The following is an 18618-nucleotide window of genomic DNA, read 5'->3' on the forward strand; positions in this document are numbered from 1 at the left end:
GTGCCTTGTTAAGAAGGGGCCCTTCCTCTACCGGAGGTGTTAATAGGGGCCCCTTCCTTACACCTCAGCCGGCGGCGAGCTTGAGGCTGAAGCCGAGGAACAGCACGGCGACAGCTGTGGTGCCGCTCGCGGCGAGCCGGCGGCGCTGCCGGAACTGGGCCGCCAGGTACGTGCCGGTGAAGATCAGCACGGTCAGGTAGAGCGCGCTGGCGACCTGGGCGATCAGCCCGAGCAGCAGGAACGACAGCGCCGGCCAGGCGTACCCGGGGTCGACGAACTGGATGAAGAACGACACGAAGAACAGGATCGCCTTCGGGTTGAGCAGGCTGATCACCAGCGCCTTCCGGAACGGCTCCCGCTGCCCGGCCGGCTCCACCTCGTCGATCAGGCGCGGCGTGGCCGGGTCGTTGCGGTCGCGCCAGCGCCGCCACGCGCCGCGCAGCATGGCCAGCCCCAGATAACCGAGGTACGCCGCGCCGGCGTACTTGATCACCAGGTAGAGCGGGGGATACGCCTGGAGCAGCGAGGCCACCCCGGCGGCGGAGAGGATCATCAGCACCGCGTCGCCGACGAACACTCCGGCGGCGGCCCGGTAACCGGTGGCCACGCCGCGACGGGCGGCGGTGGCCAGCACGAAGAGCGAGTTCGGGCCGGGCAGCAGCACGATCGCCACGGTGCCCAGCACGTACGTCCAGATGTCGGTGATCCCCAGCACGCCGGACATCATGACGCCGCGCCCGCCGTCGGGCGAAGCCTTTCCCGCAGGCTGACCTGTGCCGTCGGCCACTCCCGCGCGAGCATCGAGTACTGCACGGTGTCCCGCCAGGAGCCGTCGGCGCGCTGCTTGTGCTGCCGCAGCACGCCCTCCCGGCTTGCGCCGAGCCGTTCGATGGCCCGCTGGGAGCGTTCGTTGCGGATGTCGGTGTGCCAGACCACCCGGACCGCGTCCAGCTCGTCGAAGGCCCGGCCGAGCAGCAGCAGCTTCGCCTCGGTGTTCACGCCGGTACGCCACCACGGGCGGCCCAGCCAGGTGTAGCCGATCGCCAGCGAGCGGCGTACCGGGTCGATCTCGTAGTAGGAGGTCGTGCCGACCACCGCGCCGGTGGTGGCGCAGCGCTGCGCCCAGCACACCTGCTCGCCGCGTTCCTGCGCGTCCAGGTAGTCGGTGATGACCCGGCGCATCTCGGCGGCGTCGGCCGGCTGCGTGCCGCCCAGGTGCCGCCACACCTGCGGGTCGGCGGTGGCTGCGTACAGCTCGTCGGCGTGGGCGAGGTCGAGCGGCTCCAGCACCACGTGCTCGCCGCGCAGCGCCGCCGGCTCGTGCCACGGCGACCGGGCCGCCCGCAGGTACGCCGGCACCGGCGCGCTCACCCCCGGCGCCGGTTCGGGGCGGCCCGGCGTGAGCCGCAGCGGCACCACACCGGCCCAGTACGGCAGCGCCTCGTCGGCCGGCTCGTCGTTGACGCCGCCGGTGCGCATCCGTACCGACACCTCGCGCAGCGGCAGCGCCAGCACCGCCGTCTCGGCCAGCTCGCGCCGGTTCGGCGGGCGGCTGTCGGCGGACCGGCCGGCGGCCACCTTCTCCACCAGCGCGGTCATCACCCGCGCCTTCTCGCCGGCGTCCTCGACCAGCCGGGCGGTGCCGTGCGCCACCACCGACCGGTAGTTGGCGCTGTGGTGGAACTGGGAGCGGGCGTAGATCAGCCCGTCGAGGTGGGTGACGGCGACGCAGACCGGGAGACCGGCCTCGCCCCGGGCGGCCAGCAGCGGCCGGCTGCCGGTGGACCCGTGCAGGTAGAGCGTGTCGCCGACGCGCACGTGCAGGGTCGGCAGGATGCGCGGCTCACCGTCAACAGTGAACGACAGCGCGCAGTGGTACGCCTCGTCCAGCAGCGCGTGCGCGGTGGCGCGGTCGTAGTGCATCCGGTCGCGGGTGCGGGTGGCGGTGGTGCGGGCGGTCGGGGGGTACACGTGACATCCCACCTTTGTTCTAGTACAATCACTAAACTGTGGCAGCACATTATCAGATCGTCGGGTCCACCTCCGCCGCGATTTCGGCAAGCGTCGAATCCGGCATCCGCACCGGCGACCTGGCCCCCGGCGACCCCCTGCCCGCCGTCCGCGCGCTCGCCGCCGAGCTGGACGTCAGCCCGGCCACCGTCGCGAAGGCGTACCAGGAACTGCGGCAACGCGGCCTGGTCGCGACCGCCGGCCGGCACGGCACCCGGGTCCGCCCCCGCCCGCCGGTCGCCGCCCGCCGCGCCGCCCTGCTGCCCCCACCGCTGCCCGGCGGCCGTGACCTCTCCGCCGGCCAGCCCGACCCCCGGCTGCTGCCGCCGCTCGGCCCGCACCTCGCCGCGCTCGCCGCCGAGATCGGACCCCCCGGCGGGTACGCGACCGACGCCGTGCTGCCCGACCTGGCCGCCCTGGCCCGGGAGCGGCTCGCCGCCGATCGCGTGCCGGCCGGCGAGCTGACAGTCACCGGCGGGGCGCTCGACGGCATCGAACGGCTGCTCGCCGCCCACCTGCGCCCCGGCGACGCGGTGGCGGTGGAGGACCCGGGCTGGGCCAACCTGCTCGACCTGATCGCGGCGCTCGGCCTGCGTACCGTCGGGGTGCCGGTGGACGACGAGGGCCCCACAGTGGGCGGCGTCCGGGCGGCGCTCGCCGCCGGGGTCCGGGCGCTCGTGGTGACCAGCCGGGCGCAGAACCCGACCGGCGCCGCGGTCTCCGCCGCCCGTGCCGACGCGCTGCGCACGCTGCTCGCCGGCCGGGCCGACCTGCTGCTGATCGAGGACGACCACGCCGCCGAGCTGGCCCGCGTACCCCTGCACCCGCTCGCCGGGGCGACCCCGGCGTGGGCCTTCGTCCGGTCGGTGAGCAAGCCCTACGGGCCCGACCTGCGGCTCGCGGTGCTGACCGGCGACGAGGCCACTGTGGCCCGGGTGGCCGGGCGCGCGCGGGTCGGCGCCGGCTGGGTGTCCACAGTGCTGCAACGCCTGGTCGTGTCGCTCTGGCGCGACCCGGCCACCGCCGGTCTGGTGCGGCGCGCGGCGGACAGCTACGACAGGCGGCGCGACGGGCTGGTCGAGGCGCTGGCCGAGCGCGGGGTGACCGCGTACGGGCGCACCGGGATCAACGTCTGGGTGCCGGTGCCCGACGAGACGGTGGCGGTCACGACCCTGCGCGACGCCGGGTGGGCGCTCGCCCCCGGCGGCCTGTACCGGATCGCCGCCGACCCCGCCGTGCGCGTCTCGGTGAGCGCGCTGGACGAGGCCGACATCCCCGCGCTGGCCGACGCGCTCACCGCCGGAAGGAAGGGCCCCCTCTTAACGCATTCGGTATAGGAAGGGCCCCTTTTTAACACCTCCGGACAGCGCGGCGGGCCGCTCGCGTGCGCGCCGCCGAACGGGGTAGAACGATCGGCATGGCCGAGACCGAGAGCGCACCCGGCGCACAGGAGTTCATCCCGCCGTCGGCTGACACCATCGACGAGCTGCGCGCCGCGGCGGGCGACTGCCGGGGCTGCGAGCTGTACCGGGACGCCACCCAGACCGTCTTCGGCCGCGGCGACGAGCACGCCCGCCTGGTCTTCGTCGGCGAGCAGCCGGGCGACATCGAGGACCAGAAGGGGCTGCCGTTCGTCGGCCCGGCCGGGCGGCTGTTGCGCAAGGCCGTCGACGACGCGGCGCTCGACCCCGCCCAGATCTACCTGACCAACGCCGTCAAGCACTTCCGCTTCGAGCTGCGCGGCCGGCGGCGCATCCACCAGACCCCGGACCGCGTGCACGTCACCGCCTGCCGGCCGTGGCTGGTCGCCGAGTTCGCCCGGCTGCGCCCGGAGATCGTGGTGGTGCTCGGCGCCACCGCCGCCAAGGCGCTGCTCGGCCCGAGCTTCCGGGTGACGAAGCAGCGAGGTGAGCTGCTGCCCTGGCCCGCCGCCGCCCAGCATCCGGAGGACTTCGAGCGCGTGCCGGTCGACCGGACGGGCGCTGTCGCCGACGCCCCGGCGGCCCGGCTGCTCGCCACCATCCACCCGTCGGCGGTGCTGCGCGCCGACAACCAGGACGTGGCCTACGAGGGCCTGGTCGCCGACCTGAAGGTGGCCGCGAAGGCGCTGCGCTGAGTCAGGAGCGCTGCTGCCAGGTGCAGAGGCAGACCCGGTTGCCGTCCGGGTCGGCGAGTACCCAGAAGCTCGGCGCCTCCGCGTCGCTGACCAGCGTGCCGCCGGCCGCCAGCGCGGCGGCGATGCGCGCGTCCACCTCGGCCGGGTCGACCCACACGTCCGGGTGCCACCGCTGCCGGGGCTCGTCCCGGCCGGAGCGCTGGAACCAGACAGTCGGCAGCACGCCGTCCGGGTCGCGTACCTCGTCGTCGTCCGGGCCTCGGCCGCCCGGTGCCTGCCAGGTCAGGACCGCCCGCCAGAACGGCAGCACCGCCGCGTGCGCCGGGGTGTCCAGCGCGAGTTCCAGGCGGGCCAGCCCGGCCGCCGACAGGGTGAGCCCGGCGTCCGCGGCCAGCCCCGAGATGAACCGGGCCAGCCGCAGGTCACGCTGGGTCACGCCGCCCGCGTCGTGCGACCAGAGCCGCACGTCCACGTGGGTGTAGCGCAGGTCCAGATCGGGATGGTGATCGACCCGCTCGGCCTCCGCGCCGACCGCGGCCACCAGCGCCATCCCGGCCGCGAAATCGGGGGTACGGATGCGCGTCTGCAACGCCCCCAGCAGGTACGTCCACCCGTCCAGCCCGGCCTCGGCGACCTGTTTCCCCGTGAGTGTGCTCATCCGGCCATCCTGGCGTGCCGCACGTCCGCCCGCCACCGTCCACAGGGGATTACCGGACGGCGCGCGAGGGTACGGCTCCGGCATGGCGGAACCCCGACCTCGCGTGGCGTTTCTCCGGTTCGGCGCTCCCGGCCCCTACGTGATCTCCATGGCGTTCGCCGGAGTCGCCTGGCTGGCCATCCGGCTCTGGGATCGGGACGAGTCCGTACAGGTAGCGGTGCTCGACGCCGGTCTGCACGGGGTGATCTACGGGCTCATGTTCTTCATGCTGAACTGGTTTCAGAAACCAGGCGCCGCCGAGGCGGAGCGGGCCGCCGCCTGGGCGGTCACCGAGACCGGGCTGCGCCGGGGCGAGCCGCCCGTCGACGAGGCGGGACGCGCGGCGGTGGCGGACAACCTTCCGGTGGTACGCCGGGGAGCGCTGTTCGGGGCCGCCGGTGGCGTCCTGCTGCTCGGCCCGCTGATCGTGCTCGCGATCCGCACCGGGTGGGAATCCGCCGCCGTCGGGTTCGGGATCGTCCTGGTCGCGATCCTGGCCGAGGCCGTCCGCACCGGCCTCCGGGAGCGCCGGCTACGAGCGGCGCTCGCCCCTGTCCGGGGCGGCTGAGCGGTGTCAGACTTGCCGCCATGGAGCAGCATCTCTACGAGCCCGTCCACGACGAGTTCCGCGACCTGTGCCGTCGGTTCCTCGCCCGGGAGGCGGTGCCGCACCACGAGCAGTGGGAGGCCGACGGGATCGTCGACCGGCAGGTGTGGCGGGCCGCCGGCGCGGCCGGGCTGCTCGGCCCGGACGTCGACCCGGAGTACGGCGGCGGCGGGCAGCGCGACTTCCGGTTCAACGCGGTGCTGGACGAGGAGATCGTCGCCGCCGGGTGCACCGGTCTGGGGTTCGGGCTGCACAACGACGTGGTCGCCCCGTACCTGACCGAGCTGACCACCGGCGACCAGCGCAAGCGGTGGTTGCCGGGCTTCTGCTCCGGCGACCTGGTCACCGCCATCGCGATGAGCGAGCCGGGCGCGGGCAGCGACCTGGCGGGCATCCGCACCACCGCGGTCCGCGACGGCGACAGCCTGGTCCTCAACGGGCAGAAGACGTTCATCACGAACGGTGAGATGGCCGACCTGGTGGTCGTGGTGGCCAAGACCGCGCCGGACCAGGGCGCGCACGGGGTGAGCCTGGTCGTGGTGGAGAGCGGCACGCCCGGCTTCAGCCGGGGCCGCCGCCTGGCGAAGGTGGGCCTGAAGGCCAACGACACCGCCGAGCTGTTCTTCGACGACTGCCGGGTGCCGGCGGAAAACCTGATCGGCACCGAGAACCACGGCTTCTACCACCTGATGGCCAACCTGCCCCGGGAGCGGCTGAGCATCGCCGTGGCAGCGGTGGCGGCGTGCGAGAAGCTGCTCGCGCTCACCATCGAGTACGCCCGTTCCCGGGAGGCGTTCGGGCGGCCGATCGGCCGGTTCCAGCACAACCGGTTCCTGCTGGCCGAGCTGGACACCGAGGTCACCATCGCGCGGACGTTCGTCAACCACTGCGTCACCGAGTTCAACGCGGGCCGCCTCTCGGTGACCGACGCGGCGAAGGCCAAGTGGTGGACCACCGAGTTGCAGACGAAGGTCGCCGACCGGTGCGTGCAGTTGCACGGCGGCTACGGCTTCATGGCGGAGTACCCGGTGGCGAAGGCGTGGCTGGACAGCCGGGTGCAGACCATCTACGGCGGCACCACCGAGATCATGAAGGAGATCATCGGCCGGGGTCTCGGCCTGTAGCCGAACCGGGTGCCGGTCGGCCGGACCGGTGCGGGAGGATGGGACACCCATCCCCACCAGGAGCGCAGCATGTCCGTCGACCTGACCGCGCCGGCCCCGCCCCGGCCGGATGTCGCCCGCGTCCAGCGGCGTACCGTCCGGCTGCTGTTCCTCACCCAGATCATCGGCGGCATCGGCGTCACCATCGGCATCTCGGTCGGCGCGCTGCTCGCCGCCCGGGTCGCCGGCACCGCGCTGGCCGGGCTGGCGCAGAGCGCCGGAGTGGTCGGCGGCGCACTGCTGGCCATCCCGGTCACCCGGCTCATGGCCGCGCGCGGCCGGCGGCCGGGGCTGGTCCTCGCGTACCTGGCCGGCGCGGTGGGCGGCGTGCTGGTGGTGGTCGCCACCGTGACCGGCGCGGTGCCGTTGCTCTTCGCCGGCATGCTGCTGTTCGGCGGCGGCACGGCGGCCAACCTCCAGGCCCGCTACACGGCCGTGGACCTGGCCGAGCCGCACCGCCGGGGGCGGCAGCTCTCGATGGTGGTCTGGGCCACCACCATCGGCGCGGTGGCCGCGCCGAACTTCGCCGCGCTCGCCGACGACACCACCCGGGGCTGGGGTCTGCCGGCGCTGTCCGGGCCGTTCGCCTTCAGCGCCGTCGCGTTCACGCTGGCCGCCGTCGTCATCCTGGTCCTGCTCCGGCCGGACCCGCTGCTCACCGCGCGCCGGCTGGCGGTGGCCGAGCCGGTGCCGGACGCCGCGCCCGCGGCCACCCGCCGCGGGGGCATGGTCGCCGCGTGGCGCACGGTACGCCGCAGGCCGGCCGCGCGCCTCGGCATCGCCGCTGTCGCGGTGGGTCACCTGGTGATGGTCGCGGTGATGTCGATGACCCCGGTGCACCTCGGCGAGTGGCACTCCGACGAGGACGTGCTGCCGGTGGTCGGCCTGGTGCTGAGCCTGCACATCGCCGGCATGTACGCGCTGTCGCCGGTGGTGGGGTGGCTCACCGACCGGTTCGGCCGGCGCCCGGTGATCCTCGGCGGGGTGGCGCTGCTGCTGGCCGCGTGCGCGGTCTCCGGCACCGCCGGGCACGACACACCGCTGCTGTCGGTGGGGCTGACGCTGCTCGGGCTGGGCTGGTCGGGCACGATGGTGGCGGGCTCGACGCTGCTGTCGGAGTCGGTGCCGACCGCCGACCGGCCCGGCGTGCAGGGCCTGTCCGACCTGCTCATGGGGCTGGCCGGGGCGGGCGCGGCGGCGGCGAGCGGGTTCGTCATGCGGGCCGTGGGGTACCCGACGCTCACCCTGCTGTCGGCGATCGCCGTGGTGCCGCTGGTGGCGCTGGCGCTGCGCCGTCCCGCCACGGCACCACTCGACGAGGAGGACTGAACACGTGCGGCTGACCGACTTCTGGACGCGGCTGGAGGAGGCGTTCGGGCCCGGCTACGCGGCCAGCATCGCCAGGGACCAGGTGCTGTCCCAGCTCGACGGGCGGACCATCGAGCAGGCCCTCGCCGCCGGTGAGCAAACGCACGTGGTGTGGCGCGCCGTGGTCGCCGCGTATCCCGACCGGGTGCCCGCCCGGCTACGCTGAGCAGCCTTTTCGTCGATCCCGCGTGTCGCTTGCCCAGTCGTACACCTGTTCGGCTATTGTCCACAGCGGGGTGCTCGTCCACAGCTCACGGCCCGTCGGCTGGTTTTCTGTCGGACCCAGCGCCTAGCGTGTCCCGCGTGACGCGAAGCTCAGGAAAGACGCCGGCGAAGGCAGGGGTGGCAACGATGGCAGCAGGGCCTGACCGGGAGAAGGCGCTCGACCTTGCTCTCGCTCAGATCGACAAGCAGTTCGGCAAGGGTTCGGTGATGCGCCTGGGGGAGCGGCCCGTCGTGCAGACGGCCGTCATCCCGACCGGCTCCATCGCGCTCGACGTGGCGCTCGGCGTGGGCGGTCTGCCCCGCGGCCGGGTGGTCGAGATCTACGGTCCGGAGTCCAGCGGTAAGACCACCGTCGCGCTGCACGCGGTCGCAAACGCCCAGCGGGCCGGCGGCATCGCCGCGTTCATCGACGCGGAGCACGCGCTCGACCCGGAGTACGCGCGGGCCCTCGGCGTCGACACCGACGCCCTGCTGGTCTCGCAGCCGGACACCGGCGAGCAGGCGCTGGAGATCGCGGACATGCTGGTCCGCTCCGGCGCTATCGACATCATCGTGATCGACTCGGTGGCGGCCCTGGTGCCGCGCGCCGAGATCGAGGGCGAGATGGGCGACAGCCACGTCGGTCTCCAGGCCCGGCTGATGAGCCAGGCGCTGCGGAAGATCACCGGTGTGCTCAACAACACCGGCACCACCGCGATCTTCATCAACCAGCTCCGCGAGAAGATCGGCGTGATGTTCGGCAGCCCGGAGACCACCACCGGTGGCCGGGCGCTGAAGTTCTACGCCTCGGTCCGGCTCGACGTGCGCCGCATCGAGAGCCTCAAGGACGGCACCGACGTGGTCGGTAACCGCACCCGGGTCAAGGTCGTGAAGAACAAGGTCGCCGCGCCGTTCAAGCAGGCCGAGTTCGACATCATGTACGGCAAGGGCATCTCCCGTGAGGGCTCGCTGATCGACGTCGGCGTGGAGCAGGCGATCATCCGCAAGTCCGGCGCCTGGTACACCTACGACGGTGACCAGCTCGGCCAGGGCAAGGAGAAGGCCCGCGAGTTCCTCCGCGAGAACCCGGACGTGGCGGCCGAGATCGAGAAGAAGATCCTGGAGAAGCTCGGCGTCGGCACCGGTGGTGCGGGCGACGCCGCCGGTGGCCCGGAACTGCCGCCGGTCGACTTCTGATCCGCTGACCCGTGGCAGGACGACGCGCCCGTACGGGCCGGGGCTGGGATGCCGGCCCACCCCGTACGGGCGACGCCACAGGCACGCCCCGGCCCCGCCGGGGGCGCCGTGATCGCGCGGCGGAGCCCGATGCTGGGGAGGCTCCGGCTCCGCCGCGCGACGAGGCCGAACTGGCCCGGGAGATCTGCCTGCGGCAGCTCGCGGTGCGTCCGCGTACCCGGGCCGAGCTGGCCGGCGCGCTGGCCCGTCGCGGCATCTCCGAGGAGGTCGCCGAGCAGGTCCTCGACCGCTACGACGAGGTGGGCATCGTCGACGACGCCGCCTTCGCCCGTGCCTGGGTGAGCAGCCGGCACGCCGGCCGTGGGCTGGCCCGCCGGGCGCTCGCCAACGAGCTGCGCCAGCGCGGCGTCGACGGCGAGGTCGCCGGCGCCGCCCTGGACGGGCTGGACGAGGAGACCGAGGCGGAGACCGCCCGTGCCCTGGTGGAGCGCAAGCTGCGCAGCGCCCGGGGCGAGCCGGACGCGGTGTTCCGCCGCCTGGTCGGGATGCTGGCGCGCAAGGGCTACCCGCCCGGGGTGGCGATCCGGGCGGTGAAGGACGCGCTGGCCGCGCAGAGCGCCGAGGCGGCCGAGTTCGCCGAGCACATCGACGCCGACGCGATGGCCGACGCCGAACACGACCTCGACTCCCGCCGGCTCGACTGACCGACTGGCCGCCCGGGTCGTGGCTTCCGTCCCGAGGAGAGGCACACCAGTGCTGAAGGCGTGTCTCAACGGCACACGACGGCGGGACGAGCACCCCGCCGTGCCGCTCACCCCGGCGGAACTGGCCGCCGACGCGGTGCGCTGCGCGGCCGCCGGGGTGGCGGCGGTGCATGTGCACCCGCGCGACGACACCGGCGCCGAGTCGCTCGGCCCGGCGGTGATCGCCGCAGCCGTCACCGCCATCCGGGCCGCCCGGCCCGGCCTGCCGGTCGGGGTGAGCACCGGCGCCTGGATCGTCCCCGACCCGGCCGAGCGGGTCGCCGCCGTCCGCGCCTGGACGGTGCTGCCCGACTTCGCCTCGGTGAACGCCCACGAACCGGGAGCGGCGGAGGTCGCCGCCGCCCTGGGTGAGCGTGGCGTGATGGTCGAGGCCGGTCTCTGGACCCCGGCGGCTGTCGACGCCTGGCGCCGCTGGTCCGCGCCCACCGGACGGATCCTCGTGGAGTGCGTGGCCGAGCAGGTCGAGACGGCGCTCGCCGACGCCGCGGCGATCCTGGCCGCGCTGCCCGGCGGGCACCCGCCGGTGCTGCTGCACGGCGAGGGCCCCGCCACCTGGCCGGTGTACGCCGAGGCGGTCCGGCGGGGCCTGCACACCCGGATCGGCCTGGAGGACACGTTGCTGCTGCCCGACGGCACCCCTGCTCCCGACAACGCCGCGCTGGTGACCACCGCCCTGACCACCACCGCCCGCTGATTCACCCGGCCAGGGCGGTGATCAAGGAGTTTGTGTCGCTCGGGGGGTCGTGGGTGGACGTCAACTCCTTGATCACCGGGGGTGGGAGGGTGGAGTGGCGGCCTGCGCAGGGGAGTGGATCATGAGCGTGGGAGGGTATGGGCAGGTCGGGAGGTCAAGTCGCGGGAGTGAGGGTGAGGTTTGTCCGGGGGTGTCCGGCATCTGGACACCACTGAGTGACGCGGCAACTTCTCTCCGTCCGGGTGGTTTGATCATGACTCCTTGACCGAACGGCACCTCGCGACCTAGCCTCGCCATACAGGCTCACTTTGCCCGACCAGCGCAGGCTAAGCGCACAACATAGATCTCGTAACAGAACAGCATCACTTTGGCCAGCTACACCGGCCCTTGACGGGCGCTCCGGACCCTTCGGAGCCTCCGACAACTGCAACCGGCCGCCAGCGGTGCCCTCACGGGGACACCGCCGACGGAAAGCTGCCCATAGCCAGCCGCTCCGGTCGGGCGTCCAGAGCCGCAGGCGCGTGTCCTTCACGCGTGCTGCGGCGCCGACGTTCAGGGGGAGGCGGCCATGGCAGGGCGGCACAGGTTCACCGGCGGACTGCCACACGGCCCCTCCGCGACGGGCGACACGCCCCGTACCGCCACCGGGCCCCGGCGGGCGGGCGTGTCCGCGTGCCGGTTCGGAGCGGCCGGATGAGCGCCTTCGACATCGTCCTCCTCGTGGTCGTGCTGCTGCTCGTCGCGGTGGTGGTCGGCGCCGTGCTGTTCGGCGTGCGTACCCTCAAGCGGCTCAGCCTGGCACCCGCGCCGGAGGACCCGGCCTTCATCGCGGAGAAGGACCGGCAGGAGCAGTCCCTCGCGGCGTTGCGGACCGCCGCCGACGAGGTGAACAGCACGATCGACGTGGCGAAGTCCGCCGCCTCCGCGGCCCGGGCCGAGGCGGCCGCCGCCAAGGCCGAGGCGAAGGCCGCCCGGGCCGAGGCGCGGCGGGTGCTCGACGACGCCCGGGCCGAGGCCGACACGGTGCTGGAGCGGGCGCACAAGCAGGCCGAGGCGGACGCCGAGCAGTTGCGTACCGCAGCGCGGCGTAGCGGCGAGCGGGAGGTGGCGGTGCTGGCCGCCACCACCCGGGAGCAGGCGGCCGAGGTGGAACGCCGCGCCGCCCGGATGGACGAGCGGGAGCGGCTGCACACCGAGGAGGTGGAACGGCTCGCCGAGCGCGAGCGGCAGCTCACCGCCGCCACCGCGGCCCTGGCCGTCCGGGAGGCCGCACTGGCCGAGCGGGAGCGGGCGCTGACCGAGGTGGAGGAGCAGCGCCGCCGGGAGCTGGAGCGGGTGGCCGGGCTGACCGCCGACGCGGCCCGCGCCGAGCTGGTCGAGTCGATCGAGGGGCAGGCGAAGCGGGAGGCCGCGCTGCTGGTCCGGGAGATCGAGGCAGACGCCCGGGGCAGCGCCGAGCAGCGCGCCCGCAACATCGTGGTGGACGCCATCCAGCGGGTCGCCAGCGAGCAGACCGCCGAGAGCGTGGTCAGCGTCCTGCACCTGCCCGGCGACGAGATGAAGGGGCGCATCATCGGCCGGGAGGGGCGCAACATCCGCGCCTTCGAGTCGGTCACCGGCGTCAACCTGATCATCGACGACACCCCCGAGGCCGTGCTGCTGTCCTGCTTCGACCCGGTACGCCGGGAGGTCGGCCGGGTCACGCTGGAGAAGCTGGTCCTCGACGGCCGGATCCACCCGCACCGGATCGAGGAGGTGTACGACCTGGCCCGGCAGGAGGTGGAGGAGCTGTGCCACCGGGCCGCCCAGGACGCGCTGGTCGAGGTGGGCATCACCGAGATCCACCCGGAGCTGGTCACCCTGCTGGGCCGGTTGCGCTACCGCACCTCGTACGGGCAGAACGTGCTCAAGCACCTGGTGGAGAGCGCGCACATCGCCGGGGTGATGGCCGCCGAGCTGCGGCTGGACGTGCCGACGATCAAGCGGTGCGCGTTCCTGCACGACATCGGCAAGGCGCTCACCCACGAGGTGGAGGGCAGCCACGCGATCATCGGCGCGGACGTGGCCCGCAAGTACGGCGAGAGCGAGGACGTGGTGCACGCCATCGAGGCGCACCACAACGAGGTGCCGCCGCAGACCATCGAGGCGGTGCTGACCCAGGCGTCGGACGCCTGCTCGGGCGGGCGGCCGGGGGCGCGGCGGGAGAGCCTTGAGGCGTACGTCAAGCGGCTGGAGCGGATCGAGGAGATCGCGGCCGGCAAGCTGGGCGTGGAGAAGGTCTTCGCCATGCAGGCGGGCCGCGAGATCCGGGTGATGGTCAAGCCGGACGACGTGGACGACATCGGCGCGGCGGTGCTGGCGCGGGACGTGGCCAAGCAGATCGAGGAGGAGCTGACCTACCCGGGGCAGATCCGGGTGACAGTGGTGCGCGAGTCGCGGGTCACCGAGATCGCCCGCTGATCCAGCGGCAGGACGGGAAACGGGCGGGTGGGGAAGAACCCCACCCGCCCGTTTCGCGTCCGCCGGCTCAGACCAGCCGCGTGGCGCCGGTCCCACCGTCGGTCTGCGTCGACGCCACCGGCTTGGCGGCGCTGCGCGGCAGCCGGGTCAGCCGCTTCTGCAGCCACCAGGCCAGCACCGACAGCAGGCCGCAGATGCTGATGTAGATGGCCGCGACGATGAGGTACGTCGGCACGTACGGCAGGCCGAAGGCCAGCCGGCCGCCGATCTGCTTGCCCACGAACAGCAGCTCCGGGTACGTGATGATGAAGCCGAGCGCGGTGTCCTTGAGCAGCACGACGAGCTGGCTCACGATCGCCGGGAGCATCGACCGGAACGCCTGCGGCAGCAGGATCAGCCGCAGCACCTGGTTCTTGCGCATGCCCACCGCGTACGCGCCCTCGGACTGCCCGTACGGCACGGCGTTGATGCCGGCGCGGAAGATCTCCGCCAGCACCGAGCCGTTGTAGAGGGTCAGCCCGATGACCAGCGCCCAGAACTTGTCGATCGGCCAGCCGTACTGCAACGGCACGTAGTAGCCGAAGAAGATCAGGATCAGCAGCGGGATCGCGCGGAACAGCTCCACCACGAACGTGGCCGGAGCGCGGAACAACACCTTGTCGCTGAGCCGGGCGCTGGCGAAGAACGCGCCGAACAGCAGCGCCAGCACGGTGGCGACGGCGGCGACCTTCAGCGTCGCCCAGAGGCCGTTGAGTAGTTCCCGCTGCACGGCCGCGTACTGGAACTGCTCCCACTTGCGGGCCTCGAACTGGCCGGTCTGGTCGAACTTGTAGACCACGAAGGCGAGCAGCGCGACGATCGCGGCGATCGCGACGATGCCGAGGATCCGGTTGCGCAGCCGGGCCTTCGGGCCGGGGATGTCGTAGAGGACGCTGCTGCTGCTCATCGGGCCACCGCCCACTTGCGCTCGAGGAACCGCTGGAGCACCACCAGCGGGAGGATCAGGATGAGGAAGCCGATCACGATCCAGGTGAGCACGACGAACTGCGGCTCACCCCGTTCCGACATGTACGCCGGGATGGCGCCCGCTTCCAGCACCGAGAAGCCGGCGGCGATCGTGGTGTTCTTCAGCATGGCGATGAGCACGCTCATCATCGGCGGGACCATGGCCCGCAGCGCCTGCGGCAGCACGATCAGCGTGAGCACCTGGCCGAACGTCATGCCCAGCGCCCGCGCGGCCTCGGCCTGCCCGGTGGCCACAGTGTTCACGCCGGAGCGGATCACCTCGCAGATGAACGCCGACGTGTAGGCGATCAGGGCGATGCAGGCGCTGTTGAAGTAGTCGATGTTCACGTCCAGCTTCGGCACCGCGAAGACGAGGAACGCGAACACCAGCGTCAGCGGGGTGTTGCGGACCAGGTTGACGTACGTGGCGCCGAACGCGCGCAGCGCGGGGACCGGGGACACCCGCATCGCGCCGAGCAGTGTGCCGAGGACGAGACTGCCCACGCCGGCGATCAGGAACAACTTGACTGTGTTGTAGAACCCGTCGCGGAACAGGCTCGCGTTGTCCGTCAGGACGCGGAAGAACTCGCCCATACCTCGCTCTCACTCTCTCCAGACGGGACCGGGCGGGGAGGACGACCTCCCCGCCCGGCCCGACGTCGGTGCGGACCGTCAGTACCGCTCGAGCTGCGGCGGGGTGGCCGGCGAGCCGGACTTGCCGAGCGTGCCGTCGTAGACCTTCTTCCAGGTGCCGTCGGTGAACGCGGCCTCGATCTGGTTGTTCACGTAGTCACGCAGCGCCTTGTCGTCCTTGGGCAGGCCGATGCCGTACTTCTCGGTGCTGAACGGCTGGCCGACGACCTTGAGCTCGTCCGGGTTCTGCGCGGCGTAGCCCTTGAGGATGGCGTCGTCGGTGGTCACCGCGTCGACCTTCTTGTCGAGCAGCTGCGAGACGCACTCGGAGTAGGTCTTGAACTCGACGATGTTCTCGCCCTCGGTCAGGCCCTCGTCGCGGATCTTCTGGATCGGCGTGGAGCCGGTGACCGAGCAGACCTTCTTGCCCTTGAGGGTGTCCTTGCCGGTGATCGACGACTCGTCCTTGCGGACCAGCAGGTCCTGGCCGGCGACGAAGTACGGGCCGGCGAAGGAGACGTCGTTCTTGCGCTTGTCGGTGATCGAGTACGTGCCGACGTAGTAGTCGATCTCGCCACCCTTGATGGCGGTCTCCCGGTTGGCGGAGGCGATCTCCTTGTACTCGATCTTCGCCGGGTCGACGCCGAGCGTGCTGGCGACGTACTGGGCGATCTCGATGTCGAAGCCGCAGCGCTTGCCCTGGGCGTCCTTGTAGCCGAGGTTCGGCTGGTCGAACTTGACGCCGATGACGACCTTGCCGGCCGACTTGATCTTCTCGAAGGCCGGGCTGCCGGCGACGTTGGCGTCCGCCTTGGGGGTGAAGGTCACGCCCGAGCTGCTGCAGCTGTCGCCCTGGGCGCCGCCGCTGGCGTTGCCGCCGCCGCTGGGGGCGGGGTCCCCCTCCTTGCCGCAGGCCGCCGCGGACAGGGCGAGCGAAGCCATCATGGCCACCGCCGCCACGCGCTTGAAACGCATACTCATTCTCCTTCTTCGATGGGGCCGACGTGGCGGCTCCACATACGGGCGCTCAGTGAGTGAGGATCTTGGAGAGGAAGTCCTTGGCCCGCTCGCTGCGCGGGTTCGCGAAGAACTCGGCCGGCGGCGCGTCCTCGACCAGCTTGCCGTCGGCCATGAAGATGACCCGGTTGGCCGCGTGCCGGGCGAAGCCCATCTCGTGGGTGACCACGACCATGGTCATGCCCTCGCGGGCCAGCGACGTCATCACGTCCAGCACCTCGCCGACCATCTCCGGGTCCAGGGCGCTGGTCGGCTCGTCGAACAGCATCGCCTTGGGCTGCATCGCCAGCGCGCGGGCGATCGCCGCCCGCTGCTGCTGGCCGCCGGAGAGCTGCGCGGGGTACTTGTCGGCCTGGTTCGCGATGCCGACGCGCTCCAGCAGCGCCAGCCCGCGCTCACGGGCCGCGGCCGGCTTCTCCTTGCGGACCTTGACCGGCCCCAGCGTGACGTTCTCCAGGATGGTCTTGTGCGCGAAGAGGTTGAACGACTGGAACACCATGCCGACCTCGCTGCGCAGCTTGGCCAGGGGCTTGCCCTCGGCCGGCAGCGGCTGGCCGTCGAAGGTGATGGTGCCGTTGTCGATCGGCTCCAGCCGGTTGATGGTGCGGCAAAGCGTCGACTTCCCCGAGCCGGACGGGCCGATGACCACGACCACCTCGCCCCGTTCGACGGAGAGGGACACGTCGTCGAGCACGTGCAGCGGCCCGAACCACTTGTTGACCCCGTCGAGCACGATCAGCGGGTCGCCCGTCGTCACGTCGTCCACCGTCCCTGTCGTCCATGGCGGAATTCGGGTGTCGGTCGACCCCCGGTTGGGCAACTGTAGGCGGCGTGATGTGGCAGAACGCAACTCAGATGGTCACGGAGCGGTAACACCGATCACCGGCGTACCGGCCCGTCCGAATTTCGTCACCGTCGGGTGGGCCGACTGGCGCCGTCGCCGCAGGCGGGAGATCATGAGGCGATGACCGACGCGATCCGGCTGACCGACTACGCCCGCGGTGGCGGCTGCGCCTGCAAGATCCCACCGGGCGAACTGGAGGCGATGGTCGCCGGTCTCGGCGCCACCGGCGGCTCGGCCGACCTGCTGGTCGGCCTGGAGAACGGCGACGACGCCGCGGTGGTCCGGCTGGACGAGCGGACCGGCCTGGTCAGCACCGCCGACTTCTTCACCCCGGTGGTCGACGACGCCTACGACTGGGGGCGCATCGCCGCCGCGAACGCGCTCTCCGACGTGTACGCGATGGGCGGCACCCCGCTTGTCGCGCTCAACCTGCTCTGCTGGCCGCGCGGCGTACTGCCGCCGGAGATGGCCCGCGAGGTGCTGCGCGGCGGTCTGGACGTGGCCCGGGAGGCGGACTGCCACCTGGCCGGCGGGCACAGCGTGGACGACGACGGCCCGAAGTACGGACTGGCGGTCACCGGCGTGGTCCGGCCGGACGAGCTGATCACGCTCGACGCCGGGCGGGCCGGCCTGCCGCTGTCGCTGACCAAGCCCCTCGGGGTGGGCGTGCTCAACACCCGGCACAAGCAGACCGGGCAGCGCTTCCCGGAGGCGGTCGATTCGATGGCCAGCCTCAACCGGGACGCGGCCCGCGCGGCGATCGCCGCGGGCATCCGCTGCGGCACCGACGTGACCGGCTTCGGCCTGCTCGGGCACGCCTCGAAGCTGGCCCGCGCGAGCCGTCTGACGGTGGCGATCGACGCGGCGGCGGTGCCGTACCTGCCGGGTGCGCGGGAGGCGCTGCGCGACGGGTTCGTCAGCGGCGGCACCCGGCGCAACCTGGAATGGGTCACCCCGTGGACCGACTTCGGCGGCGCCGACGAGGGGGAGCGGCTGTTGCTGGCCGACGCGCAGACCTCCGGTGGCCTGCTGGTCGCCGGTGAGGTGCCGGGCGGCACGGTGATCGGTGAGCTGCTGCCGGCCTCGGAGCACCGGATCCGGGTCCGCTAGAGCCGCGACTCGCGGCGTGGCCGGGCCGCCGGCGCGGCACCGTACCCGATAAACTGTCATCTTCCAGCTACTCTGGGCAACGTCGCCCGAGGGAATTTTGCCCGGAATGGTCACAGACCGGTAACTTGCGCCCGGCTGAGGGCAAATGCCCTCCACCATCGTCAGTAAGGCCCGATCCGGAGGCCGGTGGAACGAGCGCAGCGAGGAGGCGGCATGACCGAGCTGTGGAACTGGAGAATCGACGGCGGCGAGCCGGTGGAGGTCTACCCGGCGCTGGCCGAGGCGCTCGGCCGGGTGGTGATGCCCATGGCCGTCGCCGACCCGGTCCGGCTCCCCGCGTACGCGGTGGTCTGCGACGTGTGGGAGGCGCCCGGGCTGTACGGCACCGTGGTCGACTGTTACGGCGTGCCCGAGAGCCTGGCCGAGCTGCCCGCGCTCGCGGCGCTGGCCCGGCTGATGGGCCGCAACTGCCTGATGCGTGACGACACGCTAGACGCCGGCCGGCACCTGCTTGTCGCGCCGGACGGCACGATCCGCCCGGTGCACTTCGACGTGGCCGACACCGACGACGGCGAGGTGCTCAGCCACCACCGGCTCTGCACACAGGCCGACCCGCGCTGCCGGGGCTGGTCGCAGTGCCACCGCTCCCGCTGGGCCCCCGACTCGGTCGCCCCGGCGCTCGCCGCCGCCTGAGCGCGGCCACGCCGCCGGGTGAAGGCCGGGCCCGCC

At 72.7% G+C, this 18618-nt stretch carries 19 protein-coding genes; 12 read left to right on the top strand and 7 right to left on the bottom strand.

The window, feature by feature from the left end; all coding sequences use genetic code 11:
• Positions 1-64: 64 nt before the first annotated feature.
• Positions 65-727: a leucine efflux protein LeuE gene (gene leuE, locus AB0B20_RS02295; RefSeq protein WP_357382549.1), complete on the bottom strand. Its 663-nt coding sequence runs from the start codon at positions 725-727 to the stop codon at positions 65-67.
• Positions 724-1971 (bottom strand): bifunctional pyridoxamine 5'-phosphate oxidase family protein/GNAT family N-acetyltransferase, encoded by a 1248-nt coding sequence (locus AB0B20_RS02300; protein WP_357382551.1) that lies wholly within the window; start codon positions 1969-1971, stop codon positions 724-726. Before AB0B20_RS02300 ends, leuE begins: the two co-directional genes overlap by 4 nt.
• A 38-nt stretch (positions 1972-2009) precedes the next feature.
• Here AB0B20_RS02300 and AB0B20_RS02305 point away from each other — a divergent pair, with 38 nt between their 5' ends.
• Both AB0B20_RS02305 and AB0B20_RS02310 read left to right on the top strand, forming a co-directional pair.
• Positions 2010-3347: an aminotransferase class I/II-fold pyridoxal phosphate-dependent enzyme gene (locus AB0B20_RS02305; protein ID WP_357382553.1), complete on the top strand. Its 1338-nt coding sequence runs from the start codon at positions 2010-2012 to the stop codon at positions 3345-3347.
• Between the two features lie 80 nt (positions 3348-3427).
• The gene (locus tag AB0B20_RS02310; RefSeq protein ID WP_357382555.1) at positions 3428-4126 is read left to right on the top strand and encodes a UdgX family uracil-DNA binding protein; all 699 of its coding nucleotides are present in this window, start codon (positions 3428-3430) and stop codon (positions 4124-4126) included.
• Position 4127: 1 nt separating this feature from the next.
• Here the strand turns inward: AB0B20_RS02310 and AB0B20_RS02315 are convergent, their stop codons facing one another.
• The gene (locus AB0B20_RS02315; protein ID WP_357382557.1) at positions 4128-4784 is read right to left on the bottom strand and encodes a 4a-hydroxytetrahydrobiopterin dehydratase; all 657 of its coding nucleotides are present in this window, start codon (positions 4782-4784) and stop codon (positions 4128-4130) included.
• An 82-nt stretch (positions 4785-4866) separates the two neighbouring features.
• Between AB0B20_RS02315 and AB0B20_RS02320 the strand changes: the two genes are divergently transcribed.
• The 8 genes from AB0B20_RS02320 to rny all read left to right on the top strand — a co-directional run bounded on the left by AB0B20_RS02320 (position 4867) and on the right by rny (position 13280).
• Positions 4867-5391, top strand: a complete 525-nt coding sequence (locus AB0B20_RS02320) for a hypothetical protein (protein WP_357382559.1) — start codon at positions 4867-4869, stop codon at positions 5389-5391.
• A gap of 20 nt (positions 5392-5411) precedes the next feature.
• Complete coding sequence (locus AB0B20_RS02325; RefSeq protein ID WP_357382561.1) at positions 5412-6554, top strand: acyl-CoA dehydrogenase family protein; 1143 nt, start codon at positions 5412-5414, stop codon at positions 6552-6554.
• Between the two features lie 69 nt (positions 6555-6623).
• Positions 6624-7922, top strand: coding sequence for an MFS transporter (locus AB0B20_RS02330; protein ID WP_357382563.1), 1299 nt, complete (start codon positions 6624-6626; stop codon positions 7920-7922).
• Between the two features lie 4 nt (positions 7923-7926).
• Positions 7927-8127 carry a DUF3046 domain-containing protein gene (locus tag AB0B20_RS02335; RefSeq protein WP_073830228.1) on the top strand — a complete coding sequence of 67 codons (201 nt, stop codon included), beginning with the start codon at positions 7927-7929 and terminating at the stop codon, positions 8125-8127.
• Between the two features lie 185 nt (positions 8128-8312).
• Entirely contained in the window at positions 8313-9362 is a 1050-nt protein-coding gene (recA, locus tag AB0B20_RS02340) for a recombinase RecA (protein WP_013284729.1), read from the top strand.
• Between the two features lie 11 nt (positions 9363-9373).
• Positions 9374-10066, top strand: coding sequence for a regulatory protein RecX (locus AB0B20_RS02345; protein ID WP_357382566.1), 693 nt, complete (start codon positions 9374-9376; stop codon positions 10064-10066).
• Between the two features lie 49 nt (positions 10067-10115).
• Entirely contained in the window at positions 10116-10820 is a 705-nt protein-coding gene (locus AB0B20_RS02350) for a 3-keto-5-aminohexanoate cleavage protein (protein WP_357382568.1), read from the top strand.
• A gap of 693 nt (positions 10821-11513) precedes the next feature.
• Positions 11514-13280, top strand: coding sequence for a ribonuclease Y (gene rny, locus AB0B20_RS02355; RefSeq protein WP_357382570.1), 1767 nt, complete (start codon positions 11514-11516; stop codon positions 13278-13280).
• Positions 13281-13347: 67 nt separating this feature from the next.
• Here the strand turns inward: rny and AB0B20_RS02360 are convergent, their stop codons facing one another.
• From AB0B20_RS02360 to AB0B20_RS02375, 4 genes are all read right to left on the bottom strand, one after another.
• Entirely contained in the window at positions 13348-14226 is an 879-nt protein-coding gene (locus AB0B20_RS02360; protein WP_357382572.1) for an amino acid ABC transporter permease, read from the bottom strand.
• The gene (locus AB0B20_RS02365) at positions 14223-14879 is read right to left on the bottom strand and encodes an amino acid ABC transporter permease (protein WP_357382574.1); all 657 of its coding nucleotides are present in this window, start codon (positions 14877-14879) and stop codon (positions 14223-14225) included. Before AB0B20_RS02365 ends, AB0B20_RS02360 begins: the two co-directional genes overlap by 4 nt.
• 78 nt (positions 14880-14957) lie before the next feature.
• Positions 14958-15893, bottom strand: coding sequence for a glutamate ABC transporter substrate-binding protein (locus AB0B20_RS02370; protein ID WP_357382575.1), 936 nt, complete (start codon positions 15891-15893; stop codon positions 14958-14960).
• Between the two features lie 52 nt (positions 15894-15945).
• Complete coding sequence (locus AB0B20_RS02375; RefSeq protein WP_357382577.1) at positions 15946-16701, bottom strand: amino acid ABC transporter ATP-binding protein; 756 nt, start codon at positions 16699-16701, stop codon at positions 15946-15948.
• Between the two features lie 198 nt (positions 16702-16899).
• On the opposite strand from AB0B20_RS02375, the gene selD reads away from it, so the two are divergent.
• Entirely contained in the window at positions 16900-17889 is a 990-nt protein-coding gene (gene selD / locus AB0B20_RS02380) for a selenide, water dikinase SelD (RefSeq protein WP_357467411.1), read from the top strand.
• A 213-nt stretch (positions 17890-18102) separates the two neighbouring features.
• Entirely contained in the window at positions 18103-18582 is a 480-nt protein-coding gene (locus AB0B20_RS02385; RefSeq protein ID WP_357382581.1) for a hypothetical protein, read from the top strand.
• The last annotated feature ends 36 nt before the right edge of the window (positions 18583-18618 follow it).

Source organism: Micromonospora sp. NPDC049151 (assembly GCF_040648395.1).
Lineage (GTDB): Bacteria > Actinomycetota > Actinomycetes > Mycobacteriales > Micromonosporaceae > Micromonospora.